Annotated in this window: 24 protein-coding genes and 1 pseudogene; 14 read left to right on the top strand and 11 right to left on the bottom strand. The window is 60.7% G+C overall.

Going from position 1 to position 24,128, the window contains the following annotated elements; genetic code table 11:
* Nucleotides 1-127 precede the first annotated feature (127 nt).
* The 4 genes and pseudogenes from HX793_RS02850 (at nt 128) to HX793_RS31945 (ending at nt 3,572) form a co-directional block, all read left to right on the top strand.
* Entirely contained in the window at nt 128-736 is a 609-nt protein-coding gene (locus HX793_RS02850) for a biliverdin-producing heme oxygenase (RefSeq protein WP_028617783.1), read from the top strand.
* 156 nt (nt 737-892) lie between these two features.
* Nucleotides 893-1,294: a YbaN family protein gene (locus tag HX793_RS02855; protein ID WP_016975501.1), complete on the top strand. Its 402-nt coding sequence runs from the start codon at nt 893-895 to the stop codon at nt 1,292-1,294.
* Nucleotides 1,295-1,724: 430 nt separating this feature from the next.
* Nucleotides 1,725-2,714, top strand: a pseudogene (locus HX793_RS31940) (methyl-accepting chemotaxis protein); the annotation flags it as partial.
* Between the two features lie 102 nt (nt 2,715-2,816).
* Entirely contained in the window at nt 2,817-3,572 is a 756-nt protein-coding gene (locus tag HX793_RS31945; RefSeq protein WP_406598664.1) for a methyl-accepting chemotaxis protein, read from the top strand.
* Here HX793_RS31945 and HX793_RS02865 read toward each other — a convergent pair.
* Complete coding sequence (locus HX793_RS02865) at nt 3,569-4,132, bottom strand: NAD(P)H nitroreductase (RefSeq protein WP_016975503.1); 564 nt, start codon at nt 4,130-4,132, stop codon at nt 3,569-3,571. The genes HX793_RS31945 and HX793_RS02865 overlap by 4 nt on opposite strands.
* A gap of 140 nt (nt 4,133-4,272) precedes the next feature.
* Here HX793_RS02865 and HX793_RS02870 point away from each other — a divergent pair, with 140 nt between their 5' ends.
* Genes HX793_RS02870 through HX793_RS02880 form a run of 3 tightly spaced genes read left to right on the top strand, consistent with a single transcriptional unit; the run spans nt 4,273 to nt 7,896 of the window.
* Nucleotides 4,273-5,700 carry a di-heme oxidoreductase family protein gene (locus tag HX793_RS02870; RefSeq protein WP_177053404.1) on the top strand — a complete coding sequence of 476 codons (1,428 nt, stop codon included), beginning with the start codon at nt 4,273-4,275 and terminating at the stop codon, nt 5,698-5,700.
* Nucleotides 5,701-5,731: 31 nt separating this feature from the next.
* Nucleotides 5,732-6,796, top strand: coding sequence for an imelysin family protein (locus tag HX793_RS02875; protein WP_016975505.1), 1,065 nt, complete (start codon nt 5,732-5,734; stop codon nt 6,794-6,796).
* A gap of 2 nt (nt 6,797-6,798) precedes the next feature.
* The gene (locus HX793_RS02880) at nt 6,799-7,896 is read left to right on the top strand and encodes a DUF1513 domain-containing protein (RefSeq protein WP_177053443.1); all 1,098 of its coding nucleotides are present in this window, start codon (nt 6,799-6,801) and stop codon (nt 7,894-7,896) included.
* Between the two features lie 64 nt (nt 7,897-7,960).
* On the opposite strand, the gene HX793_RS02885 is transcribed toward HX793_RS02880, so the two are convergent.
* The 5 genes from HX793_RS02885 to colR form a co-directional block, all read right to left on the bottom strand.
* Complete coding sequence (locus tag HX793_RS02885) at nt 7,961-8,188, bottom strand: hypothetical protein (RefSeq protein WP_028617789.1); 228 nt, start codon at nt 8,186-8,188, stop codon at nt 7,961-7,963.
* Nucleotides 8,185-8,904 (bottom strand): lipopolysaccharide kinase InaA family protein, encoded by a 720-nt coding sequence (locus tag HX793_RS02890; RefSeq protein WP_016975508.1) that lies wholly within the window; start codon nt 8,902-8,904, stop codon nt 8,185-8,187. The genes HX793_RS02885 and HX793_RS02890 overlap by 4 nt, the downstream gene beginning before the upstream one ends.
* A 4-nt stretch (nt 8,905-8,908) precedes the next feature.
* Nucleotides 8,909-9,589, bottom strand: a complete 681-nt coding sequence (locus tag HX793_RS02895; protein WP_177053405.1) for a class I SAM-dependent methyltransferase — start codon at nt 9,587-9,589, stop codon at nt 8,909-8,911.
* 188 nt (nt 9,590-9,777) lie between these two features.
* Entirely contained in the window at nt 9,778-11,058 is a 1,281-nt protein-coding gene (locus HX793_RS02900) for a sensor histidine kinase (protein WP_016975510.1), read from the bottom strand.
* Nucleotides 11,048-11,731: a two-component system response regulator ColR gene (gene colR / locus HX793_RS02905; RefSeq protein WP_016975511.1), complete on the bottom strand. Its 684-nt coding sequence runs from the start codon at nt 11,729-11,731 to the stop codon at nt 11,048-11,050. Before colR ends, HX793_RS02900 begins: the two co-directional genes overlap by 11 nt.
* 252 nt (nt 11,732-11,983) lie before the next feature.
* Between colR and HX793_RS02910 the strand changes: the two genes are divergently transcribed.
* The 3 genes from HX793_RS02910 (at nt 11,984) to HX793_RS02920 (ending at nt 14,332) form a co-directional block, all read left to right on the top strand.
* Nucleotides 11,984-12,682: a response regulator gene (locus tag HX793_RS02910; RefSeq protein WP_016975513.1), complete on the top strand. Its 699-nt coding sequence runs from the start codon at nt 11,984-11,986 to the stop codon at nt 12,680-12,682.
* On the top strand, nt 12,672-13,970 hold the full coding sequence (locus HX793_RS02915; RefSeq protein ID WP_177094130.1) for a sensor histidine kinase: 1,299 nt from the start codon (nt 12,672-12,674) through the stop codon (nt 13,968-13,970). Before HX793_RS02910 ends, HX793_RS02915 begins: the two co-directional genes overlap by 11 nt.
* A 119-nt stretch (nt 13,971-14,089) precedes the next feature.
* Complete coding sequence (locus tag HX793_RS02920; protein ID WP_157742090.1) at nt 14,090-14,332, top strand: hypothetical protein; 243 nt, start codon at nt 14,090-14,092, stop codon at nt 14,330-14,332.
* A 75-nt stretch (nt 14,333-14,407) separates the two neighbouring features.
* On the opposite strand, the gene groL is transcribed toward HX793_RS02920, so the two are convergent.
* From groL to HX793_RS02945, 5 genes are all read right to left on the bottom strand, one after another.
* Complete coding sequence (gene groL / locus HX793_RS02925) at nt 14,408-16,054, bottom strand: chaperonin GroEL (RefSeq protein ID WP_016975515.1); 1,647 nt, start codon at nt 16,052-16,054, stop codon at nt 14,408-14,410.
* 50 nt (nt 16,055-16,104) lie between these two features.
* The gene (locus HX793_RS02930) at nt 16,105-16,401 is read right to left on the bottom strand and encodes a co-chaperone GroES (RefSeq protein ID WP_016975516.1); all 297 of its coding nucleotides are present in this window, start codon (nt 16,399-16,401) and stop codon (nt 16,105-16,107) included.
* A 247-nt stretch (nt 16,402-16,648) separates the two neighbouring features.
* Nucleotides 16,649-17,125 carry an FxsA family protein gene (locus tag HX793_RS02935; protein WP_016975517.1) on the bottom strand — a complete coding sequence of 159 codons (477 nt, stop codon included), beginning with the start codon at nt 17,123-17,125 and terminating at the stop codon, nt 16,649-16,651.
* A 66-nt stretch (nt 17,126-17,191) separates the two neighbouring features.
* Nucleotides 17,192-17,923: a HugZ family pyridoxamine 5'-phosphate oxidase gene (locus tag HX793_RS02940; RefSeq protein ID WP_016975518.1), complete on the bottom strand. Its 732-nt coding sequence runs from the start codon at nt 17,921-17,923 to the stop codon at nt 17,192-17,194.
* A 115-nt stretch (nt 17,924-18,038) separates the two neighbouring features.
* Complete coding sequence (locus HX793_RS02945) at nt 18,039-19,046, bottom strand: DUF481 domain-containing protein (protein WP_016975519.1); 1,008 nt, start codon at nt 19,044-19,046, stop codon at nt 18,039-18,041.
* A 145-nt stretch (nt 19,047-19,191) separates the two neighbouring features.
* Between HX793_RS02945 and HX793_RS02950 the strand changes: the two genes are divergently transcribed.
* The 4 genes from HX793_RS02950 (at nt 19,192) to HX793_RS02965 (ending at nt 24,005) form a co-directional block, all read left to right on the top strand.
* Nucleotides 19,192-19,554: an MGMT family protein gene (locus HX793_RS02950; protein ID WP_177004730.1), complete on the top strand. Its 363-nt coding sequence runs from the start codon at nt 19,192-19,194 to the stop codon at nt 19,552-19,554.
* Nucleotides 19,555-19,597: 43 nt separating this feature from the next.
* Nucleotides 19,598-21,139, top strand: a complete 1,542-nt coding sequence (locus tag HX793_RS02955; protein WP_016975521.1) for an AmpG family muropeptide MFS transporter — start codon at nt 19,598-19,600, stop codon at nt 21,137-21,139.
* Between the two features lie 176 nt (nt 21,140-21,315).
* On the top strand, nt 21,316-23,031 hold the full coding sequence (locus tag HX793_RS02960) for a proline--tRNA ligase (RefSeq protein ID WP_016975522.1): 1,716 nt from the start codon (nt 21,316-21,318) through the stop codon (nt 23,029-23,031).
* A gap of 20 nt (nt 23,032-23,051) precedes the next feature.
* Nucleotides 23,052-24,005 carry a hypothetical protein gene (locus HX793_RS02965; protein ID WP_028617799.1) on the top strand — a complete coding sequence of 318 codons (954 nt, stop codon included), beginning with the start codon at nt 23,052-23,054 and terminating at the stop codon, nt 24,003-24,005.
* Nucleotides 24,006-24,128 lie beyond the last annotated feature (123 nt).

A 24,128-nucleotide genomic window follows, 5' to 3' on the forward strand; every position in this document is an offset into this window, starting at 1 on the left:
CCACTCACCTCGTCGAAATGTTATCGACGAGGTGAGGATTTTTTACTGTGCCGCGTCTTCTTGTTCGTCTAGTTGATAACAGCTCTCTTTAGGGCACCCAGGCGCTCCCCTTCTCAAGGATTTTTTCATGACCGCTTCTCCAACCGCAGAACGCCCAAGCCTACGCTCCCAGCGCCTGAACCAGATCACCAACGAGCCGCATACCAAGCTCGACGCCCTGGTCAAAGCCCACGCCCCGTTTGAAACCCAGGCCAACTTCGCGCGTTTTGTAGTGGCGCAGTACCTGTTCCAGTCGGAGCTGGTAGCGCTGTACAACGATGCCGAACTGATCAAGATCGTACCGGACCTGGCCGCACGTTGCCGCGCCGAAGCTGCCAAGCTGGACCTGGGCGACCTCGACACCGAAGTGCCTGCACCGGTCGCTGGCGCCGTGAAGAACCCGAGCAAGGCCGAAGCCTTGGGCTGGCTGTTCGTGTCCGAAGGCTCCAAACTGGGCGCTGCGTTCCTGATCAAGCGCGCCGTGGGCCTGGGCCTGAGCGAAACCTTCGGTGCCCGTCACCTGGGTGAGCCGGCCGGTGGCCGCGCTGAAGGCTGGAAAAGCTTCACGCGTACGCTCGATGCCCTGGAATTCAACGCTGAAGAAGAGGCTGCGGTGGAAAAAGGCGCAATCGACGCGTTTGTACGCTTCACCGTTTTGCTGGAACAAGCGTACGCTAGCGCCCCTGAACTGGCCTGACTCTTGGCTGGAATGCGATAAAAATGTGGGAGCGGGCTTGCTCGCGAATGCGGTAGATCAGTCAGAGATGTGTTGGCTGACACATTGCATTCGCGAGCAAGCCCGCTCCCACATTTAGATCTCATTTCATATTGATTCTCTGTGATATCTCTACCTATGACCGGCAAAACCCAATCCACCTCGAAAATCGCCCGAATCCTCTTCGGCCTGCTGGCCTACGTCAGCCTGGGCATCGGGTTGATAGCGATTGTCGTGCCGGGGTTGCCCACCACCGAATTCATCCTGCTGGCCGCCTGGGCCGCCACCAAAAGCTCACCGCGCCTGAGCGCCTGGCTGGAAAACCACCGGCTGTTCGGGCCGATCCTGTTCAACTGGCGCAACGGCAAGATCATCGCCCGCCGGGCCAAAGTCAGCGCCACCGTGAGCATGCTGCTGTGCGCCATGCTGATGCTGGTGATGCTCGACCACGGTTGGCCGATCTACCTGGCGATTGCCGGGATGAGCCTGGGCAATCTGTGGATCTGGTCACGTCCGGAGCGGCTTGCAGCGCCCGTATAACGTAGCGTGTAGGGTTTTTCCTACCGCTCATCGCCTCTCTCTCATGAATTGCTTCATGACGCCGATGTTTCAGACATAGCGCTGAATGGACTTGGCCTGCACTGCGTGCTTTCCAACAAGTCCATTCGTGAGTGAACCTATGTTCGACACCCTCTCCATTCGCTTGAAAATCGTGCTGCTGTCAGGCCTTTGCCTCTTGGGGGTCATCGCACTGATCATCAGCATCAATCTCTACGAAACCAATCAGAACGATCAGCTGATCAGCGATTCAAGCTCGCGAATGCTCACCAACAGCGTGCAGAACCTGCTGCAATCCAAAGCCGCCGAACAGGCCGTGCAATTGCAGAAAACCTTTGGCGAAAACCTGTTGGTGGTGACGGCCCTCGCCGACCAGGTCAAGGACCTGCGCGCCCTGGCAGCCAAGCGCTCCATGGAACCTGGCGCACTGCGGGAAGAACTCAACCAGAGCCTCAAGACCACCTTTGAGCGCAACAGCAAAGTGCTGGGTATCTGGCTGTCGTTCGAGCCCAATGGACTGGATGGCAAGGACAACGAATTCGTCGACGACAAGGCCCGCGTGTCCAACGAAAAAGGCCGTTTCTCCAGCTACTGGAGCCGCGCCGGCGGTGAAGGGCTGAATACCATCATGGTGGAAGAAGACCTGACCAAGACCACCCCCAACCTCAGCGGCACGCCCTACAACATCTGGTACACCTGCCCACGGGACACGCGCAAGGTTTGCCTGCTGGATCCCTATGCCGATGAAGTGGCCGGCAAGCAGATGCTGATGACCACCATTGCCTTGCCGCTGATCGTGGACGGCAAAGTCATCGGCGTGGTCGGTATCGACATCGCCCTCAACACCCTGCAAGCAGTGACGGACGCGGCGCAAAAAGAACTGTTCGACGGCGCGGCGCATCTGGAGATCCTGTCCAGTACCGGCCTGATCGCGGCGTATAGCGGCCAGCCGGACAAGGTCGGCAAAAACCTGATCGACATTATCGGCGCCGAAGGCAAGGAAATCGTGCAACTGCTGGCCAGCGAGTCACCGATGATCCGCGAGCAGGACGACACCATCCGCGCCGTCTTCCCGGTCAAGCCGATTGCCGACGCAAAATCCTGGGGCGTGGTGATCAAGCTGCCCAAGAACGTGATGCTGGCCGACACCTTGAAGCTGCAAGACGTGCTCGACAAAGCCCAGGCCGCCGGTACGCTCAAGGCCTTGCTGGTCGGCGCCGCCGCTGCGCTGCTAGGTTTGCTGCTGATCTGGCTGACCGCCACCGGCGTAACTCGCCCAATCAATAGCGTGGCCGCCATGCTCAAAGACATCGCCAGCGGCGACGGTGACCTCACTCAACGCCTGGCCTACACCAAGAAGGATGAACTCGGAGAACTGGTCAACTGGTTCAACCGCTTCCTCGACAAGCTGCAACCGACCATTGCCCAGATCAAGCAAAGCATCACCGAAGCCCGTGGCACCGCCGATCAGTCATCGGCCATCGCGCGCCAGACCAGCGAAGGCATGCAAGTGCAGTTCCGCGAAATCGACCAAGTGGCTACCGCGTCCAACGAGATGAGCGCCACCGCCCACGACGTCGCCAACAGCGCCTCCAACGCCGCCAGCGCGGCACGCGGGGCTGATCAGTCGGCGCGCGAAGGCATGTCGATCATCGAGCAGAGCACTCGCGACATCACCACCCTGGCCGAAGAAGTCAGCAAGGCCGTGGGCGAAGTCGAAGCCTTGGCGGTCAACAGCGAACAGATCGGTTCGGTGCTGGAAGTGATCCGCAGCATCGCCGAGCAGACCAACCTGCTGGCGCTGAACGCCGCCATCGAAGCCGCGCGCGCCGGGGAAAGCGGCCGTGGCTTTGCGGTGGTGGCCGACGAAGTGCGCAACCTGGCCAAGCGCACCCAGGACTCCGTGGAGGAAATCCGCCTGGTGATCGAACGCATCCAGAGCGGCACCCGTGGCGTGGTGGCCACTATGCATTCAAGCCAGAGCCAAGCCCAGAGCAATGCCGGGCAGATCCATCAAGCGGTGCAGGCCTTGGGCAAGATCAGCGATGCGGTGACCGTGATCAGCGACATGAACCTGCAAATCGCCAGCGCCGCCGAACAACAGAGCGCGGTGGCCGAAGAGGTCAACCGCAACGTCTCGGCGATCCGCACCGTGACCGAAACCCTCACCGGCCAGGCCACCGAGTCGGCGGCCATCAGCAGCCAACTCAATGCGTTGGCTACTCAGCAGATGAAGTTGATGGATCAGTTCAGGGTTTAAACGCCGGTCCAGGCGCTGACAAACGCCGCCACGTCTTCTTTCGGCGCGGTACGCGGCGGGTTCTGCGGCGTGCCCAGGTAGAGGAAGCCAATCACTTCCTCGTCAGCCGTAAGGCCCAGGCCTTTGGCAACGTGGGCCGAGTAGGACAGTTCACCGGTGCGCCACACGGCGCCAATCCCCTGGGCATACGCCGCCAGCAGGATGCCGTGGGCCGCACAGGCGGCGGCCAGCAATTGCTCGGATTTCGGCACCTTGAAATGTTCCTGCAAACGGGCAATCACCACCACCACCAACGGCGCGCGCAATGGGCCGTTCTGGGCCTTGTCGATGGCGGCTTGTGGCGCATCGGCGTCTTGCAGGCGTGCAGCTTCAGCCAGCAACGTGCCCATCTGTTCACGGGCGGCACCTTCAACGGTCAGAAAGCGCCAAGGGCGCAATTGCCCGTGGTCGGGCGCGCGCATGGCGGCGGCGAACAGCACGTCGCGCTGCTCCTGGGTCGGCGCCGGTTCCAGCAGACGCGGCACGGAAACACGGTTGAGCAAAGCGTCGAGAGCCTGCATTGGCCACCTCCAGAGAAAAATGTGCGGCCATTCTAGCGGGAATGCATCGCCCTCCACCAAACGATAATTGCTCTTATTCATTCGGCCCTGCCCTGTTAGACTTTGCGACCTTATTTTCAGCCTTCGCGTCAGGAAACTCGATGTTCCGTCCGCTTCTTTGCCTGTCCGCCGCATTGATGGCCCTGAGCCTGACTGCCTGCGATGACGCGCCACGTTTCACCAAGGCCGAGCCGGGTGAATCACGGGCGGGCGGCGCGGCGACGGTGAACAAGCGTGACCAGAACGCATTTTCCCTGCCGTCGGCCAACCTGTCGCCCACCCGTCGCCTGGATTTCAGCGTCGGCAACAGCTTTTTTCGCAGCCCTTGGGTGATCGCGCCCTCTACCACCACGGCGCGTGACGGTCTCGGCCCGCTGTTCAACACCAATGCCTGCCAGAATTGCCATATAAAAGATGGCCGTGGGCACCCGCCGTTACCCGACGCACCGAATGCGGTGTCGATGCTGGTGCGCCTGTCGATTCCGGATGCAGCGCCGTATGCAAAGCTCATCGAACAGGTCGGCGTGGTGCCCGAGCCGGTCTACGGTGGGCAACTGCAGGACATGGCCGTGCCAGGCGTGCTGCCTGAAGGCAAGGTGCGGGTCGACTACACACCCGTCCACGTGACCTTCAAGGACGGCACAGTGGTCGAGCTGCGCAAGCCGGACCTGCAGATCACCCAGCTCGGCTACGGCCCGATGCACCCGGATACGCGCTTCTCCGCCCGCATCGCCCCACCGATGATCGGCCTGGGCCTGCTCGAAGCCATCAGTGACGCCGATATCCTGCGCAACACCGACCCGAAGACCGCCGACAAAGAAGCCATCGTCGGCCGTGCCAATTGGGTCTGGGACGACGCCCAGCAAAAAACCGTGCTCGGGCGTTTTGGCTGGAAGGCTGGGCAACCCAACCTCAATCAACAAAATGTTCACGCGTTTTCTGGTGATATGGGCCTCACTACCTCTTTGAGACCCTTCGATGACTGCACCGATGCCCAAGTCGCCTGCAAACAAGCCCCCAACGGCAATGGCCCCGATGGCGAGCCGGAAGTCAGCGACAACATCCTGCGCCTGGTGCTGTTCTACACCCGCAACCTCGCCGTGCCGGCGCGCCGTGGCGTCAACACGCCGCAGGTGCTGGCCGGCAAAAACCTGTTCTACCAGGCCGGTTGCCAGGGTTGCCACAAACCCGCGTTCACCACGGCGGCCAATGCCGCTGAACCTGAGCTGGCCAACCAAGTGATTCGTCCGTACAGCGACCTGCTGTTGCACGACATGGGCGAAGGCCTGGCCGACAACCGCAGCGAATTCAAGGCCGGTGGCCGCGACTGGCGCACGCCGCCGTTGTGGGGCATTGGCCTGACACAAACCGTGAGTGGCCACACCCAGTTCTTGCATGACGGTCGCGCCCGCAACCTGCTGGAGGCCGTGCTGTGGCACGGCGGTGAAGCAAAAGCGGCGCAGCAGCATGTGTTGTCCTTTAATGCCGAGCAGCGCGCTGCGTTGCTGGCGTTCCTGAATTCTTTATAAGCTTCGCCCCAATTACAGAAGGGAGCTCGACATGTTCCGTCCCAAGTTGTTGTTCACCAGCCTGGCCGCCCTCGCCCTCGGCGCCTGCTCACCGCAAGACCCGCAAGCGGTGACCTCGGCGGCCATCGCCAAGCAAGTGATCCTGCCGACCTACAGCCGTTGGGTCGAAGCCGACCGCCAACTGGCCGTCAGCGCCCTGGCCTACTGCCAGGGCAAAGAGAGCCTGGACACCGCCCGTGCCGACTTCCTGCACGCACAAAAGGCCTGGGCCGAGCTGCAACCGTTGTTGATCGGCCCCTTGGCTGAAGGCAACCGTTCGTGGCAGGTACAGTTCTGGCCAGACAAGAAGAATCTGGTCGGCCGCCAGGTCGAGCAGTTGGTCGCCAGCCAGCCGCAGATCGATGGCGCCGCCCTGGCCAAGTCCAGCGTGGTGGTGCAAGGCCTGTCGGCCTACGAATACATCCTCTACGACGCCAAGACCGACATTGCCGACGACGCGCAAAAGGCCCGTTACTGCCCACTGCTGGTGGCCATCGGCGACCGTCAGAAGGCCCTGGCCGAAGAAATCCTGGCCAGTTGGAACAGCACCGATGGCATGCTGGCGCAGATGACCAAGTTTCCGAACCAGCGCTACGCCGATTCCCACGAAGCCATTGCCGATCTGCTGCGCGTCCAAGTGACCGCACTGGACACCCTGAAGAAAAAACTCGGCACGCCGATGGGTCGCCAGACCAAGGGCATCCCGCAGCCATTCCAGGCCGATGCATGGCGCAGCCAGTCGTCCCTGCAAAGCCTCGAAGCCAGCCTCGCCGCCGCCCAGACCGTATGGGTTGGCGTCGACAACAAAGGCCTGCGTGGCCTGCTGCCGTCCGAACAGAAGCCGTTGGCCGACAAGATCGACGCCGCCTATGCCGCGTCCCTCAAACTGTTCGCCAGCAACCAACGCACCCTCAATGAACTGCTGGCCGACGACGCCGGGCGCCAGCAGCTCAACGATATCTACGACAGCCTCAACGTCGTCCACCGCCTGCACGAAGGCGAGTTGGCCAAGGCGCTGGGCATTCAACTGGGCTTTAACGCCAACGACGGTGACTGATGATGCTCAGGCGACAGGCTTTGGCGGTTGGCAGCGTGCTGCTCAGTGCGTTCACGTTGGGCGGCTGGACGCTGTTCAAAGGCAAGGATAAAGGCCCGCTGCTGCTGTCAGCGCGGGATGATGCAGACGGCAAGCACTACGCCGTGGGCTATCGCCTGGACGGCAAGCCAGTGTTTGCCACCCAGGTCGGCCAACGCTGCCACGACATCATCAACCACCCGACGCTGCCGATCGCGCTGTTTGTCGCCCGTCGCCCGGGCACCGAGAGTTACCTGATCGACCTGCGTGATGGTGCGCTGCTGCAAACCATCACCTCCAAGGCGAATCGCCACTTCTATGGCCACGCGGTCATCCACAAGAGCGGCGACTGGTTGTACGCCACCGAGAACGACACGACCGACCCCGGCCGCGGCCTACTCGGTGTGTATAAGTTCGAAGGTGAGCGGCTGGTGCATACCGGCGAGATTGCCACCCACGGCATCGGCCCGCATCAGGTGTCGTGGATGCCCGACGGGGAAACCCTGGTAGTGGCCAATGGTGGCATTCGCACCGAAGCCGAAAGCCGCGTGGAGATGAACCTAAACGCCATGGAGCCGAGCCTAGTGCTGATGCAGCGCGACGGCACCTTGATCAGCAAAGAAACCCTCGGCCAGCAGATGAACAGCGTGCGCCATATGGGGATTGCCAGCGATGGCACCATCCTCACCGGGCAGCAGTTCATGGGGGCGTCACAGGAGCGTTCCGAGTTGCTGGCGATCAAGCGACCGGGCCAGCCGTTCGTGGCGTTCCCGGTGGCGGATGAGCAGTTGCAGGCGATGGGGCACTACACCGCCAGCGTCGCAGTGCACAGCGAGTTGCGCCTGGTGGCGTTGACTGCACCGCGTGGCAATCGCTTCTTTATCTGGGACATGGACAGTGGCGAGCTGCGTCTGGATGGACCATTGCCCGACTGTGCCGGTGTCGGGGCCGTCGAGGATGGCTTTGTCGTGACCTCGGGCCAAGGTCGTTGCCGGTTCTACGATTGTCGTCAGAAACCGTTGGTGGCAAAGCCGTTGGAATTGCCCGCCGGGCTCTGGGATAACCACCTGCATCTGATCTGAGCTGGCGCACAGCAAAAAAAAGGGCCTCGCATCGCAAGGCCCTTTCCTGGGGGTTTGAATCGTTTCAACTCTGTGGCCTCATCCCTTGAGACATGCCGAACATGAACAGCAACAACTCATGATCAGGCTTGGCCGCGGTGCTCGCCTTGGCGACGCGCGGCAACAGGCATTGCGCGCCACCCTGCGTTGCACTGAGCACCTGTGTGCGAGGCTGTTCCCAGGCCGCCAGCGCCAAGGCTGCAACGCCCAACGCCCCGACCAGGAACAAACCTCGTGCTATTTCTAGCTTCATCTGGTTAAACCCTTGATAGCGCTGCCAAACGCCGTCTCGTAAAAGTAGCTGAGTTTCTTCCAGTCCGTGTCATTCCACGACGAATGGCGGCGCAGTTGCAGCATGTCGTGGGAAGCGGCCCGATAAGCGGTCAAGCGTTGGCGGCATTTCTCGAAATCCAGCAGTGCCACCTCGACGTTGGCCGAGTCGCCCTGGCCGGTCACCCTTACAAAAATGTGCTTGATGTACAGGCAGCCATGCTGCCAGCGCCCACGGTGCATGCGCGCCAAGGTGCCGGCAAGCTCCTTGAGCACGCGCTCATGCACTAACTCGCCGTACTGCTCGCGGCCACCGGCGGCGTACCAGTTTTCGATTTCGTCGAAGCCGTCGAGGGCTGCGGTCACCAGCAGAGCCTGCCAGTGGTGCTCGGGGTCCCGGCGTGCCTCGCAAAAGACCATTTCCGGCACGCGTACGTCCAACAGGCGCAGGCCCTTGATCGCATCTCGCTCACGCAATACCGTGGGGCGGCCAAAAGGATGCAGCCAACTGCGGTAGATGTGCCCGGTCTGGCGCTTGCTGTAGAGCAGGCGTCCATTGGCGCTCATTACGCGTTGCACACCACTCTCACCCCCGCGCCGGCGATTGGGCTCTTCGACCCACTCGCCTTGCTGGCGCCAGAAATAATCGAATCGTTCTTCGGGCTTTACATGACTGCCTGCTACGCACTCAACTGCCATCCTGTTACCTCTTGCGCAATACATACACTCGCCACATGGCGTAGAGCGGTATGAAGTCCAGGGATTCCTGAACACGAAAACCGGCTTCTTCGAATTCTGCTTCAACAGTAGCAGCCGGTAACACAAACCTGTTTTGGTAACCTTCCTGCTCACCTTTCTTGCGACGCTGGCTTTCGAGACGCTTGCGTTTCCAGGCTTTGAAATTGCCATCGACCCACAGCGAAACAATGACGCTGTCACGGGTAACGCGCTGAAACTCCCGCAATATCGCCAGTCGGTGCGTCGGATCACCAATGTGGTGCAACAGGCGCATACAGAAAATACTGTCGACCGAGTTATCCGGCAGATCGATATCAAAGGCAGATGTCTGCAAGGGTCGTACCCGTTTCACCACATCGGCGGGCTGGGCGACCGTTGCCACCTTCAACATCGACGCCGAATTGTCGGCACCGATAATGACGCGGTTGGGCTTTTCCGCCAGCAGCGGCCAGAAACGCCCTGCGCCGCACGGCAGGTCCAATACCAGGCCAGGCTCACCGGCCATCGCCAGCGCGCCACGGGCCAATTGCTCGTCGCGTTTGTGGGACAACCGGCGCGCCAGATTGTCCTGATGCTTGAGCAAATATTCGTGGGCGTGTTCGTCGTCGTACTTTTCGGAAAATTCGAGCTTGATCGGGGTAGACATCGACGGATCTCCAGTTGCTGATGCCTACAACCTTAAGCAGCACTCTGTGATCAACAGGTCAACCCGTTGTGAAAATCTTGTCCTGTCCAACCCCATACATTTCAAGACTTTACAGACACAAGCAATGGCATGGGGCCATCTTCGCCGAATGACGGGGATCTCTGGCAGGATAGCGGCAGAGGGTGGAGTCAGGCGTTGACCTGACTCAATTGCACGTGAAAGCGGCAGCCGTTGGGCTCCATGGTGCTGAGGCTCACGGTCCAGCCCTGGTTTTCGCAGATGCGCTGGACCAGTGACAACCCCAGGCCCAGGCCGTCACCACGTTTCTCGCTGCCGCGCACGAACGGCTCGAACATCGCTTCGCGCTTGTCCTCGGGAATACCCACACCACTGTCCTCCACCACAAAGCCTGCGGGCTCCAGGGTCAGGCGGATAAACCCGTGTTCGGTGTAGTGCAGGGCGTTACGCAGCAGGTTGCCCATGACGGCGTGCAGGAAGGTGGTGTTGTACCGCGTGTCCAGGGGGTTGCCAGGCTGGTAGATCAGCTCCAGGCCTTTACGCTCGATGGGGTCACGCCAGATACCGAGCAAGTCATCCGCCACCTGCGCCAGCGTCACCTGGGGCGACATCGCCGCGTCATTGTGCTGGGCACGGGCCAGCATCAGGAAGGTTTGCACCAGCTCGCGCATTTCTTCACAAGCGCGGGCAATGCGTTGCACTTGATTGCGCCCACGTTGATCAATGGCCGGGTTTTCCAGCAGCAGTTCACAGGAGCTTGCCAGCACCATCAACGGCGTGCGTAATTCGTGGCTGACGTCACTGGTAAACAATTGCTCACGGGACAATGCCTGACGCAGGCGCCCCAGGGTGGCATCGAACGCCACCGCCAGCTCACCCACTTCGTCGGCCGCATAGTCCGGTGCCAGCGGCGGCGCCAAACCCAGCAATTGGTCGCGGTGACGCACCTGGCGGGCGAGGCGCACGACCGGCGCCATCACTTTGCGTGCCAGAACCCAACCGAGGAATACCGCCAGTGCCAGGCTGAGTACGAAACCCACCAGCACCACGGCAAACAGCACCCGCTCACGCTCTTCAAAATCACTCTGATCCTGCAGCAACACGTAGCGCCGACCGTCGACCACTTCGACCATGGCGTGGTACGACAACGCTTCGCGGAAGACTTCATGGAAGCCAGGTTCGAGGTGACGCAGATCCTTGGGCAACTCAAAATCGCCCGGGCCACCGCTGAAGTAAAACAACTGGTCCGGCTCGGGCCGGTGCCGCCAGTCTTCGACCGTGTCCATCAGCAACAGGCGTTGCAGGTCACCGCCCAAGCCTGCCGAGATCAGCTTCTCTTCCACCAGGTGCACCGTCGCGACGATACCCATGGCGAAGGCCCCCGCCACCAACGCACTCATCAACGCAAAGGCGATGATGATCCGCTGGGCAAGGCTTTGCTTAAACTCCATCTCTACCCTCAGCCAGGCGATAACCGACGCCGTGCACCGTTTGCAGCAACGGCTTGGCGAACGGTTTATCGATCACTTGGCGCAATTGGTGAACGTGGCTGCGCAGGCTGTCGCTGTCCGGGCAGTCGTCGCCCCACAGGGCTTCTTCAAGAATTTCGCGGCGCAGCACGTGCGGGCTCTTCTGCATCAACACCGCCAGCAGCTTCAGGCCGACCGGGTTGAGCTTGAGCAAGCGGCCTTCGCGGGTCACCTCCAGGGTGTCGAGGTCGTAATGCAGGTCGGCGACTTGCAGGGCGCGACGACCGCCACCTTGGGCACGGCGCAGCACGGCTTCGATACGCGCGGCCAGCTCCGACAGGGCAAACGGTTTAAGCAGGTAGTCATCGGCGCCGGACTTGAAGCCCTGCAGCCGGTCATCCAATTGGTCGCGGGCGGTGAGCATGATCACCGGCGTGTCACGGCGCGCATCTTCGCGCAGGCGTTTGCACAGGGTGTAGCCATCGATGCCGGGCAGCATGATGTCGAGCACGATCAGGTCGTAATGCTCGGTGGCGGCCAGGTGCAGGCCCGACAAACCGTCCTGCGCACAGTCCACGGTATAGCCCTTCAGCCCCAGGTAATCCGCCAGGTTGGCCAGAATATCGCGGTTGTCTTCAACCAATAAAATTCGCATGGGCAGTGTCTCCGTACGCGGTAACGGCCGTGTTGGCTCGCGCAGCTTAAGGCCAAGTGTGGCTCAGGGATAGACCTGGAGGGCGCAGCGATTACGCTTTTCAACTGATTGGATCAACCAACGAGTTTTTCACTATAGCTTCACACACCGACGACAGGCCCCAGGCAAAAATGGCCGCCAAACGAACGCCCCTTGCCTGCCCTCCTGAAGGGCGTAACACTTGCGCCCATCCTCTGGCGACGACGCTCTTTCATGCCCGACACCCTGCTGCTGATCGAAGATGACCTCCCTCTGGCCGCGCTGACCGCCGAGTTCCTGCGCGCCGAAGGGTTTACCGTGGCGGTGGAACACCGCGGCGATCGCGCAGCCCAGCGTATCCGTGACGAACAGCCGGCGCTGCTGATCCTGGATGTGATGTTGCCGGGCATTGACGGCTTCACGCTGTGCCGACAGATTCGCGACCAGTACCCCGGCTTGATCCTGATGATGACGGCGCTGGACGAGAACGCCGAGCAATTGACCGGGTTCAACGTCGGCGCGGACGACTATGTGGTCAAGCCCGTCGACCCGCTGCTGTTGCTGGCCCGGATCCGCTCGTTGCTGCGCCGCCATCCACAAGCCCCCCGCGCCTATTACCAGTGGGGCACCTTTCGATTGGACCTCAACAACCACTTCGCCTGGCTCGATGAGGTGCCCTTGCAGTTTTCGGTGGCCGAGTTCGAGTTGCTCACGATCTTCGCCCGCCATTGCGGGGTGTTGCTGACCCGGGAAAAACTCCTGCAAAGCCTGCGTGGCCTGGAATACGACGGGATCAATCGCTCCGTGGACATGCGCGTCTCACGCTTGCGCAAGAAGCTGATGAGCCTGGACTGCCCGGTGACCATCCAGACCATCACGGCCCAGGGCTATCTGTTTGTCGAAATCCCGCAAGGCGCTCGGCATGCTCTCTAAAGTGCGGCCCTGGATGGCGATCGTGGCGGGCACCAGTTGGGGCGCGTTGACGCTTTATTTGTTGTGGCTGTGCGCCAACGCTTCGGTGTTCGTCGGCGAGTACAGTTTTTTGCGCTTGATGGCCGGGCCGGGCTACTTGGTGGCGGAGCAGCTCAAGCCTTTGCCGGCCGAGCAGCGTGAAGCGCGCATGGAGGCGCTGCGTGCGCGCTTCCAGTACCCGATCAGCCTGGTCACCCTGGATGAGATCGAGTTACCGCCCGAGGCGCTGATCATGCTCAAACACCAGCAACCGGCGCAAAACAGCGATGAAGACATTAGCTATTTCCCGCTCGACGACAAGACGTTGATTCAGTTCGGGCCCATGTGGGGAACAGCCGAGGTCAAGGACCTGCTGAAATTCCCGGTCTATGGGATCACCGCGTGCGTGGCCGGCCTGCCTCTGGGGCTGTGGATGTGGCTGGGGCTGCGTGCACGCCGTCAGCGTACCGCCGAGGTGGAAGCACTCAATGCCTGCCTGGGCACCCTGGCTCGCACGCCCAATGCAATGTTGCCGGCCATGGGCAAGGAATGGACGCCGCTGCTGCAAACCGTGCAACAACATGCGCAGGACATTATGGCGATGAGCGAACGTCACCGGGAGGTTTCCCAAGCCGTCTCCCACGAACTGCGCACGCCTCTGGCACGGATGCGTTTCGCCTTGACCCTGCTGGGCAAGAGTGACGATTTACCCACCCGTACCCGCTTGCAGGAACGCCTGCAAACCGATGTGGAAGAACTCGAAGCTCTGGTCCGCGCCAGCCTCGCCTTTGCCCGGATGGCCGGTGCGCCCACCGACCTGCAACATGAACCCATCCCTATCCGCGACTGGCTGCATCAGGAGTTCGCCTTGCTCGACGGACACCATCGCCGCCTGAGCCTGGACACTGAGCCTGCGGATCTGCAACTGATCGGCGACCGCGCCTTGCTGCATTTGATCGTGCGCAACCTGTTGAGCAACGCCATCACCTATGCCCGCGACCAGGTGTGCGTCAGCGCCGCTCGCCAGGATGACCAGCATCTTGTGTTGCATGTGGACGACGACGGCCCCGGCATCCTCGCTGAAAACCGCGAAAAGGTATTCGAACCTTTCGTACGGCTGGCCATGGGCGGCGATGAGTCCGGCGGCTTCGGCCTCGGCCTGGCGCTGGCCAAGCGCGCGACCCAATGGCACCGCGGTGAGTTGTCCGTTACGCGCAGCCCTTTGGGCGGTGCGCGCCTGACCCTGATCCTGCCCCTGCGCCCTCAATAACCAGCGTGTTACAGCCTGTGACAATGAACCGCCGGCATTCTGCGTAACCTCGCCACCTGATCCAGGAGAGCCCCTGCACCCTGGGTCCCATCCTTTGGATCCGGTTGGAGAGCCCGTTCATGCGTCCCCCCAAGAAGCATTTGCCCACGTTGATGCTGTCGCTGTGTATTGCCGCCAGTTCACTGCTGGCCTGCCACTGGGGGCGGCCCATACCCAGCACAACCGCACATGTGCCTACCGAAGAGCCACTCGACAGTACGACTGCACCGTGGTCCGCTGCACGCGTGCTCTTTATCGGCCAACCCACACTGGCCCGCGGGATGACATTCAAGAAGCTGTTGCGTCGACGCGCGATTGGCTGAGTAACAGTCGCCCACAAAAAAGCCCCGCCTGCATCACTGCAGGCGGGGCTTTTCAGTTAGCCGGGTAAGGCTGGCTTACATCATGCCGCCCATGCCACCCATGCCGCCCATGTCTGGCATACCGCCGCCAGCCGAGCCTTCAGCCTTCGGCTTGTCAGCGATGGCCACTTCGGTGGTCAGCAGCAGACCAGCGATCGAAGCAGCTGCCTGCAACGCGGAACGGGTCACTTTGGTTGGGTCCAGGATACCCATCTCAACCATGTCGCCGTATTCGCTGGTGGCAGCGTTGTAACCGTAGTTACCTTTGCCGTTCTTCACTTCGTTGACCACAACACTTGGCTCATCGCCGCTGTTGGAAGCGATCTGGCGCAGTGGGGATTCAACGGCGCGACGCAGAACTGCGATACCGACGTTCTGGTCAGCATTGTCGCCTTTGAGGTCAACCAGAGCTTCCAGAGCACGGATCAGCGCAACGCCACCGCCAGGTACCACGCCTTCTTCAACGGCTGCACGGGTAGCGTGCAGGGCGTCTTCAACGCGGGCTTTCTTCTCTTTCATTTCAACTTCGGAACCCGCGCCAACCTTGATCACTGCTACGCCGCCGGACAGTTTGGCCAGGCGCTCTTGCAGTTTTTCACGGTCGTAGTCGGACGAAGTCTCGGCAACCTGGGCGCGGATCTGGGTGATGCGAGCCTGGATGTCCTGCTCTACGCCAGCACCGTCAACGATGATGGTGTTTTCTTTGGAGATGGTCACGCGCTTGGCACTGCCCAGGTTTTCCAGGGTGGCGCTTTCCAGGCTCAGGCCGATCTCTTCGGAGATAACGGTACCGCCAGTCAGAACAGCGATGTCCTGCAGCATGGCCTTGCGACGGTCGCCGAAGCCTGGAGCCTTGACGGCTGCAACCTTCACGATGCCACGCATGTTGTTCACTACCAGCGTCGCCAGGGCTTCGCCTTCAACGTCTTCGGAAACGATCAGCAGTGGGCGGCCGGCTTTGGCGACGGCTTCCAGCACTGGCAGCATTTCGCGGATGTTGGAGATCTTTTTGTCGACCAGCAGGATCAGCGGGCTTTCCAGCTCGGCAACCATGGTTTCTGGCTTGTTGACGAAGTACGGGGACAGGTAGCCGCGGTCGAACTGCATGCCTTCTACAACCGACAGCTCGTTTTCCAGGCCAGTGCCTTCTTCAACGGTGATCACGCCTTCTTTGCCGACTTTTTCCATGGCTTCGGCAATGATGTCGCCGATGGAGCTGTCGGAGTTGGCGGAGATGGTGCCTACCTGAGCGATAGCCTTGGTGTCAGCGCATGGCTTGGACAGGTTTTTCAGCTCGGCAACAACAGCGATGGTCGCCTTGTCGATGCCGCGCTTCAGGTCCATCGGGTTCATGCCGGCAGCGACGGCTTTCAGGCCTTCGTTGACGATCGATTGAGCCAGGACGGTAGCGGTGGTGGTACCGTCGCCTGCGTCATCGTTGGCACGGGAGGCAACGTCTTTGACCAGCTGCGCGCCCATGTTTTCGAAACGGTCTTCCAGTTCGATTTCTTTGGCTACGGAAACGCCGTCCTTGGTGATGGTCGGAGCGCCGAAGCTCTTCTCGATGATCACGTTACGGCCTTTCGGGCCCAGGGTCGCTTTTACTGCGTCAGCCAGGATGTTGACACCGGTGAGCATTTTCTTGCGGGCGGAATCGCCGAATTTAACTTCTTTAGCAGCCATGATCGATAATCCTTAAATACTTTGGAGTAACGGGAAAATGAGCGGGAAAATTACGCTTCCAGTACGGCGAGAATCTCGTTCTCAGCCATGACCAGCAGGTCTTCGCCGTCAACTTTCACAGTGTTGCTGCCGGAGTAAGGGCCGAATACAACCTTGTCACCGACTTTAACGGCCAGAGCACGCACTTCACCGTTTTCCAGGGTTTTGCCTGGACCCGCAGCGACGATCACACCGTGGTTGGCTTTTTCAGCAGCCGAACCTGGCAGAACGATACCGCCAGCGGTTTTCTTTTCTTCTTCGCTACGACGGATTACGACGCGGTCGTGCAGAGGACGAAGCTTGCTCATTGTCGATCTCTCCTAATTGTGTTTTTCATCGGCCGGTGTCAATACCGGCGGGTTGTATTCCGGCTGAGCCGGTCGCGCCTCGCCAAGCAAGACGCGGAAGTCTGTCTGGTGTCGCCACCAGAAACCTTGCGGTGACCGTTACATAAGGGCGCATAAGCTTATTACAAGGGGCCTCGGCGTAAATTTTTTGCGTGTGCCGACGGCTGAAAGCAACACGGCACCCTGAGGTGCCGTGCCAATGAAGCGTTTATTTGCTGTCGCGATGTTCGAACTCGCCTTCGATCACATCACCTTCACGCCCCAACGGCTGGCGCGGGGCCGGGCCGCCACGGGGTTGCAGGTCGTCGGCGAACGCACGCTGACGAATCGCAGCCTCTTCGGCACGCTGGCGCATCTTGCCGGCCAGCAGTTTGCGGGTGAACGGCAGCAGCATGACCAGGCCGACCACGTCGCTGATAAAACCAGGCAGGATCAACAGGCCGCCGGCCAAGGCCATCATCAGGCCTTCGAGCATGGTCTGGGCGGGCAGTTCGCCACGGTTCAGGCTTTCACGGGCACGCAGCGCGGTGGCCAGGCCGGCGACGCGCAGCACCAGGACGCCGAGCATCGAGCCGAGAATGATCAGCAACAGGGCCGGGAAAAAGCCGATCGCACTGCTGACTTGAACGAATACGAACAGCTCCAACACCGGGAACAGCAGAAAGAGCAACAAAAAAGGGCGCATCAAATGGTTCCTCAACGCAAGAATGCCTTGCCAGTCCACCTTAGATGACGTCGCCGTTTCGTGAATTCAAGCGTCAGCGGCTTCTTTTTTCGGCCAGACATCCGCGTGAGCCAATGAAACCAGGGCTTCGCGTACTTGTGTCGGCGTGTTGCAAGACTCCGCAAACGGCAACCAATATAAGGATTGGCCTATACGCAAGTGCATGCCTTCGCTGTCGATGCCGGCCAACTGGGCAGGCTCGGAAGTCGGCAAACCGGTGAGGTCGACGTAATGGGCAATGGCCTTGGTGTGATCGCTGTTCATGTGTTCGATCATGCTGCGCTCGGCCTTGCCCGCAAACGGGTTGGCCAAGGTCAACTGATCGACCCAGTGAATCGCGCCAAAACCGCCGATGTAACGGTGACGCACTGGCTTGAGCACCCAGAAGTCGAAATCGTGGGCCTTGTGGTAGTTGGCTGAATCGGGGAAGTAGCGGTAATAACGCTCAGCCGCCGCCTCGATGGCAGCGCCCTCCTCCAGTTTTTCGGCTTCAGCCAGGTAGGTCAGGCGCCCGACGGCCTGCACGTCATCCGCCTCGCGCTCACCCACCAGCAGCGAGCACTTGGGGTCTTTCTGCAGGTTGTGGGTGTGCTGGGCAATGCGACTGATCAGGATCAGCGGACGGCCCTGTTCGTCGAGGCAATAGGGCACGACCGAACCAAAAGGGAAGCCGGGCATGGCTTTGGACAGTGTGGAGAGAGCCCCACGGTATTCCTTGAGCAACAGCTCTCGGGCGTTCTTGGCAACCTGTGCGCTCAACGTATGACTCCTCGGATAATCAGCCGCCCATGGCCTATGGTGCCTATGGGAATGAATCTCAACGCAAGGTAATCATTATCGGCAAAGGTTGCCAAGCAGGTTTTGTTCGGCCGTGTTACCAGGCCACGCCGAAGCCTGCGGTGTAGCGGGTCTTGCTCAGGCTGCTGTCGGAGTCGCCACTGATGATGTCGCGCTCGGCCTTGAGGTTGAGGGAGGCCCATTCGGTGACTTTGTAGCGCAGGCCCATTTCTGCATCCAACGAATACTCCGCCGGCCCGCCGATAGGCTTGCCCACTTCGCCGTTGGTGAAGAACTCGACGGTCTTGCCCACCAGGTAGCGGTTGTAATTCCACTTCATGGCCAGGGAATAGAAGTTGTCCTTGCCGCCGTCGGCGTATTCATAGTCGGTGCGGTTGACCAGCGAGCCCAGGGAGAACGCGCCCAGCTCATCGTCCCAGAACTGATAGCCCGGGCCCGTACCGACGGTGCGCTGACGGGACAAGTCTTCAACCTTGTCGCGCTTGTAGGTCAAGCGGCCTTGCCAGAACCAATGCTCGGTCAGGAAGCGGTCGAGGTCGTATTCCAGGGCCCAGTTGTCGGTGGTGGTGACATCGTCCTGGAACTCGCGGTTGTACTCGCCCTGCCCGGTGTGACGCCATTGGCCATGGCGGGCGGTGGTCTTGAAGTCGATGTCGTAGTCGTTGGTATCTTTGTCGGCGCGTTTATAGTCCAGCGCCATGTCCACGTTGCCTTTCCACACCAGGTCTTCAATCACAGGCTTGGGTTTGATGATCTGCTGGATGCTGGCCAATTCGACGGTCTTGGGCGCCTCGCCGTTGGCCAGCACCACCTTGCCGTCATCCGCCGCTTTCAGGGACTTGGCCTTCTCGCCGGTGTAGGCGTCCTGCTTGACCAGCAGCTCCTGGTCGCTCTCCAGGGTTTTCACCTGTTTCCAGTCCACCGGGATGGCGCCTGCATAATCGGTCTGGATCAGCAGCTTGCCACCGTCGAAGACCTTGATCTTGCCGGTCAGGCGGTCACCGTTCTTCAACCAGACGGTATCAGCGAGCAAGGGCGTGGAGGCGCTGAAAACAGCGAGGCACAGCAGGGTTCTGGACAACATAAGCGGATCGGGAGCTCAAGGTTGGCGAAAAAGGGCGATTATCGTGTTAGATAGCTAGAACTGACTCAAGGATTTATGTTGAGTTCAATTCTCATCAACACACTTACAGACCTTTCCTACAATTGTGCCGTCGGTATCAATGGATATGCCCACCGTGAATCAGCCCGCCGAAACCCCACAAAGCCCCGCCGAAATGCGCCGCACGGCGCTCTACCTGACCCTGGCCCAAGTGCCCGCAGGCTGCGTGGTGAGCTACGGCGAGCTGGCTCACTTGGCGGGCCTCGGTCGTGCGGCGCGTTGGGTGGGACGTACCCTGAGCCAGCTTCCCGAAGACACCAAGCTGCCCTGGCACCGCGTGCTGGGTGCCGGCGGTCGGATAAGTCTGCCGGTGGGCAGTGCCTCGGGTGACGAACAACGCGCGCGTTTGCGCGATGAAGGCGTCGCTGTCCGCAACAATCGCGTGGATATTCAGCGCCATGGCTGGCGCCCGGTAGAGCACAGCGGTTAGAGTGCGCGCTTTGTTTCCGCAAATCTGAGGCAGACTCCAGCCCATGCCCCGTAAAACCTGGCGCGCCGCGCTCGCCGCCTATGCCAGCCCCTCGACGTTAGTCCTGTTGTTGCTCGGCTTTGCCGCCGGCCTGCCTTACATGTTGGTGTTCTCGACGCTTTCAGTGTGGTTGCGTGAAGCCGGTGTGGCGCGCGAGACCATCGGCTATGCGAGCCTGATCGGTTTGGCATATGCCTTTAAATGGGTGTGGTCGCCGCTGCTCGACCAATGGCGCCTGCCGCTGCTCGGCAAACTCGGACGCCGTCGTTCCTGGCTGGTGCTGGCCCAGTCGCTGGTGATCCTCGGATTGATCGGCATGGGTTTTTGCGACCCGCAGAAACACTTGTCCTGGCTGATCGCTATCGCGGTCATCGTCGCCTTCGCGTCCGCGACCCAAGACATCGCGGTCGACGCCTATCGCCTGGAAATCGCCGACGACAGCCGCCAGGCTGCTCTGGCCGCCAGCTACATGTCCGGCTATCGCATTGCAGCCCTGCTCGCCACAGCGGGCGCACTGTTTTTTGCCGAAGGTTTCGGCTCCACCGGCTTCAACTATAAACACTCGGCCTGGACCGGCACCTATGTGCTGTTCGGCGTCCTGATGGTCCCGGCGCTGCTGACCACCTTCTTCATGCGCGAACCGAATGTGCCACTGCGCACTCAATTGCAGGCCGGGCGCTACAGCTTCGTGCACCAACTTGTCTCTGTATTTGTGCTGATCGTGTTGCTGGTCTCGGTGCCGGCGATGTTCACCCAATTGTTCAACACCGATTTCGAAAGTGTGCTGTTCCATGGCATGAGCTTGTGGGACCTGCTGATGGAAGACCGCGCATTCCTGCGCGCCATCCTCTATATCACCCTGACCTCCCTGTGTCTCTCGGCCATGGGCCGCCGTGGCCTGGCGCCGGTGCTGACACCGGTCAACGACTTTATCCTGCGCTACCGCTGGCAGGCGTTGCTGCTGCTGGGGCTGATCGCCACTTATCGCATGTCCGACACCGTGATGGGCGTGATGGCCAACGTGTTCTACATCGACCAGGGGTTCACCAAGGACCAGATCGCCGGGGTCAGCAAGATTTTCGGCCTGATCATGACTCTGGTCGGCGCTGGCATGGGCGGCTTGCTGATCGTGCGCTTCGGCATCCTGCCGATCCTGTTCATCGGCGGCGTGGCCTCGGCCGGCACCAACCTGCTGTTCGTGATGCTCGCCGACATGGGCCCGGACCTGCAGATGCTGATCTTCACCATTTCCCTGGATAACTTCAGCTCGGGGCTGGCGACCTCGGCATTCGTGGCCTACCTTTCGAGCCTGACCAACCTGAAGTTCTCCGCCACCCAATATGCGCTGCTCAGCTCGATCATGCTGTTGCTGCCGCGCCTGATCGGCGGGTATTCGGGGGTGATGGTGGAGAAGTTCGGGTATCACAATTTCTTCCTGATCACCTGCATGCTGGGTGTGCCGACGCTGGTGCTGATTGCGCTACATTGGTATCAAGAGAATCGGCGGGCTCGGTTGAATCCCTCCGAAGAAACGGATCCCTTGTAGGAGCGAGCTTGCTCGCGAAGAACTCGCAGACGCCGCGTTCTCCCCGGTTTCCCACGTCATCGTTGACGATCTTCGCGAGCAAGCTCGCTCCTACAGCGCTCATGCCTGTACGCGAGCGACAACCGCCCGTACAATCCAGAGTCATTTCAAGTCCAAGCAACCGACAACGGCCTACCATGCGTACCAGTCAATATTTGCTCGCCACACAGAAAGAAACGCCTTCCGACGCGGTCGTGATCAGCCATCAGCTGATGCTGCGCGCCGGTATGATCCGCAAACTGGCCTCTGGCCTGTACACCTGGCTGCCCATGGGCTTGAAGGTGATGCGCAAGGTCGAAGCCATCGTTCGTGAAGAAATGAACGCCGCCGGCTCTCTGGAAGTGTTGATGCCGAGCACCCAACCGGCTGAACTGTGGCAGGAATCCGGGCGCTGGGAAGAGTACGGCCCTGAGTTGCTGCGCTTCAAGGATCGTCATGGCCGCGATTTCTGCGCCGGCCCGACCCACGAAGAAGTGATCACCGACCTGATGCGCAACGAGCTGAGCAGCTACAAGCAGCTGCCGCTCAACCTGTATCAGATCCAGACCAAATTCCGTGACGAAATCCGCCCACGCTTCGGCTTGATGCGCGGCCGCGAATTCATCATGAAGGATGCGTATTCGTTCCATGCCGACCAGGCGTCGCTGCAGGTCACCTACGACCGCATGCACACGGCCTACTGCAACGTGTTCACCCGTCTGGGCCTGAAGTTCCGCCCGGTTGAAGCGGACAACGGTTCCATCGGCGGCGCCGGCTCCCACGAATTCCACGTGCTGGCCGAGTCCGGCGAAGACGATATCGTGTTCAGCAACGGCTCCGACTACGCGGCGAACATCGAGAAAGCCGAAGCCGTGCCACGGGAAACCTCCCGTCCAGCACCGGCTGAAGAGCTGCGCCTGGTGGACACACCGGAGACCAAGACCATCGCGGCCCTGGTGGAAAAATTCAATCTGCCGATTGAAAAGACCATCAAGACCCTGATCGTGCGCGCCGAAGAAGAAGGCAAGCTGATCGCCCTGGTGATCCGTGGCGACCACGAACTCAACGAAATCAAGGCGGCCCAGCAGCCTGGCGTGGCCAGCCCGCTGGTCATGGCTACCGACGCCGAACTGCGTGACGCCATTGGCGCCGGCGCCGGTTCGCTCGGCCCACTGAACCTGCCGCTGCCGATCATCATCGACCGTTCGGTCGAGCTGATGAGCGACTTCGGCATCGGCGCGAACATCGACGACAAGCACTACTTCGGCGTGAACTGGGAGCGTGACCTGCCGGTTCCGACCGTGGCCGACCTGCGTAACGTGGTCGCCGGTGACCCAAGCCCGGATGGCAAGGGCACCCTGGAAATCAAGCGCGGCATCGAAGTCGGGCACATCTTCCAGCTGGGCAACAAATACAGCCAGGCGATGAACTGCAAAGTGCTGGGCGAGAACGGCAAGCCGGTAATCCTGGAAATGGGTTGCTACGGCATTGGCGTTTCGCGGGTGGTTGCCGCTGCCATCGAGCAGAACAACGACGCGAACGGCATCATCTGGAGCGACACCTTGGCGCCGTTCCAGATCGCACTGGTGCCACTGCGTTATGAGACCGAACAAGTACGCGAAGCCACCGACAAACTGTATGCCGATCTGACGGCCGCCGGTTTTGAAGTGCTGTTGGATGACCGGGACAAGAAAACCAGCCCGGGCATCAAATTCGCCGACATGGAACTGATTGGCATCCCGCACCGGATCGTGGTCAGTGACCGCGGCCTGGCCGATGGCAATCTGGAATACAAGAGCCGGACCGAAGCCGAAGCCCAACCGTTGCCGGTGGCTGACGTGCTGTCTTTCCTTCAGGCGCGTATTCGTCGCTGAAAACCAGATCAAGAGAAGTCATGTTCAAGCGAAACACCAGAGCCCTGGGGGGCGCCGCCTTGTGCGGCGCCCTGCTGGTCAGCGGCTGCGCCAACCAAATGTCGCAACGCAGTGAGCACGAGGAGCGGGTCGAGCGTAAGTTGCTCGACCACAGCCTGCAGATCGATGTAGGCGAACCCAAAGTGCTGGAGCTGCCGCAACGCCGGGTCCGCATTCACGAACAGAAGACCTTCGAGGTCACCGAGTTCGAAGTCACCCGTCGTTACGACCGCTACACCCCTTACCAGCCCTGGCGCAAACTCTATGAGATGCCGTTGGGTGCCGTAGCCCTGGTGGCCGGCGCGGGCGCCAATGTGGTGAACGTATTCGCCCTTGGCAACCTGCCGACCAGCGTGACGCGTGACTGGCTGATCTATGGCGTGGACGGCCTCAATCCGTTCATGAACGTGCAGTCCCATGGCCGTGCGCAACAGAACCTGGCGGGGATCGATGAAGTCCAGCGCGACAAGCGCGTGGAGTATTCGAGCCTGCCCTGGAGCGAACGCCCGGTGCAAGTCACCGCCGGCAAGCAAGTCCATGAGCTGACCACCGACCGTAACGGCGTATTGCGCCTGAACCTGTTGGACAGCCCGTTTGCCGAGCAGGACCTGAACCGCGTCACGACCTTGAAGATCAGTGTGGAAGATGGTCAGGACGACGTACATTCGGACTCCACGCTGGCGGTCAGCAGCACCTTGCGCAACAAGTTGCTCGAAGCCCACGGCCTGATCTACGACGACCTAGAAGACGACGAAGTCAGCCAGTGGGTGCACCGGGTCAAGCGCTTGTCTGAACTTGGCCTGGAAGAGGAAGCCAGCGAGCTGGAGCAAAGCCTGATCGAACTGACCCGCAATGATCCCGAGTTGCAGCAGGAATTCCTGCAAGCGCTGACCAAGGATGCGGGGCGGTTGGTGGCGGATCCTGGAGCTCGCTAAGACTTCAAAAATGTTGTAGATCTAATGTGGGAGCGGGCTTGCTCGCGAATGCGGTAGATCAGTCAATGCATCTGGTGACTGACACTCCGTATTCGCGAGCAAGCCCGCTCCCACATGTGGTTC

The sequence above is a fragment of the Pseudomonas reactans genome, from assembly GCF_013387025.1.
Classification (GTDB): Bacteria; Pseudomonadota; Gammaproteobacteria; order Pseudomonadales; family Pseudomonadaceae; genus Aquipseudomonas; species Aquipseudomonas reactans.

Excerpts from the sequence above, each read along its gene's own strand:
- HX793_RS02850 (WP_028617783.1), top strand. The coding sequence starts at position 128 with ATGACCGCTTCTCCAACCGCAGAACGCCCAAGCCTACGCTCCCAGCGC.
- HX793_RS02855 (WP_016975501.1), top strand. The coding sequence starts at position 893 with ATGACCGGCAAAACCCAATCCACCTCGAAAATCGCCCGAATCCTCTTC.
- HX793_RS31945 (WP_406598664.1), top strand. The coding sequence starts at position 2,817 with ATGCAAGTGCAGTTCCGCGAAATCGACCAAGTGGCTACCGCGTCCAAC.
- HX793_RS02865 (WP_016975503.1), bottom strand. The coding sequence starts at position 4,132 with ATGCAGGCTCTCGACGCTTTGCTCAACCGTGTTTCCGTGCCGCGTCTG.
- HX793_RS02870 (WP_177053404.1), top strand. The coding sequence starts at position 4,273 with ATGTTCCGTCCGCTTCTTTGCCTGTCCGCCGCATTGATGGCCCTGAGC.
- HX793_RS02875 (WP_016975505.1), top strand. The coding sequence starts at position 5,732 with ATGTTCCGTCCCAAGTTGTTGTTCACCAGCCTGGCCGCCCTCGCCCTC.
- HX793_RS02880 (WP_177053443.1), top strand. The coding sequence starts at position 6,799 with ATGCTCAGGCGACAGGCTTTGGCGGTTGGCAGCGTGCTGCTCAGTGCG.
- HX793_RS02885 (WP_028617789.1), bottom strand. The coding sequence starts at position 8,188 with ATGAAGCTAGAAATAGCACGAGGTTTGTTCCTGGTCGGGGCGTTGGGC.
- HX793_RS02890 (WP_016975508.1), bottom strand. The coding sequence starts at position 8,904 with ATGGCAGTTGAGTGCGTAGCAGGCAGTCATGTAAAGCCCGAAGAACGA.
- HX793_RS02895 (WP_177053405.1), bottom strand. The coding sequence starts at position 9,589 with ATGTCTACCCCGATCAAGCTCGAATTTTCCGAAAAGTACGACGACGAA.
- HX793_RS02900 (WP_016975510.1), bottom strand. The coding sequence starts at position 11,058 with ATGGAGTTTAAGCAAAGCCTTGCCCAGCGGATCATCATCGCCTTTGCG.
- colR (WP_016975511.1), bottom strand. The coding sequence starts at position 11,731 with ATGCGAATTTTATTGGTTGAAGACAACCGCGATATTCTGGCCAACCTG.
- HX793_RS02910 (WP_016975513.1), top strand. The coding sequence starts at position 11,984 with ATGCCCGACACCCTGCTGCTGATCGAAGATGACCTCCCTCTGGCCGCG.
- HX793_RS02915 (WP_177094130.1), top strand. The coding sequence starts at position 12,672 with ATGCTCTCTAAAGTGCGGCCCTGGATGGCGATCGTGGCGGGCACCAGT.
- HX793_RS02920 (WP_157742090.1), top strand. The coding sequence starts at position 14,090 with ATGCGTCCCCCCAAGAAGCATTTGCCCACGTTGATGCTGTCGCTGTGT.
- groL (WP_016975515.1), bottom strand. The coding sequence starts at position 16,054 with ATGGCTGCTAAAGAAGTTAAATTCGGCGATTCCGCCCGCAAGAAAATG.
- HX793_RS02930 (WP_016975516.1), bottom strand. The coding sequence starts at position 16,401 with ATGAGCAAGCTTCGTCCTCTGCACGACCGCGTCGTAATCCGTCGTAGC.
- HX793_RS02935 (WP_016975517.1), bottom strand. The coding sequence starts at position 17,125 with ATGCGCCCTTTTTTGTTGCTCTTTCTGCTGTTCCCGGTGTTGGAGCTG.
- HX793_RS02945 (WP_016975519.1), bottom strand. The coding sequence starts at position 19,046 with ATGTTGTCCAGAACCCTGCTGTGCCTCGCTGTTTTCAGCGCCTCCACG.
- HX793_RS02950 (WP_177004730.1), top strand. The coding sequence starts at position 19,192 with ATGCCCACCGTGAATCAGCCCGCCGAAACCCCACAAAGCCCCGCCGAA.
- HX793_RS02955 (WP_016975521.1), top strand. The coding sequence starts at position 19,598 with ATGCCCCGTAAAACCTGGCGCGCCGCGCTCGCCGCCTATGCCAGCCCC.
- HX793_RS02960 (WP_016975522.1), top strand. The coding sequence starts at position 21,316 with ATGCGTACCAGTCAATATTTGCTCGCCACACAGAAAGAAACGCCTTCC.
- HX793_RS02965 (WP_028617799.1), top strand. The coding sequence starts at position 23,052 with ATGTTCAAGCGAAACACCAGAGCCCTGGGGGGCGCCGCCTTGTGCGGC.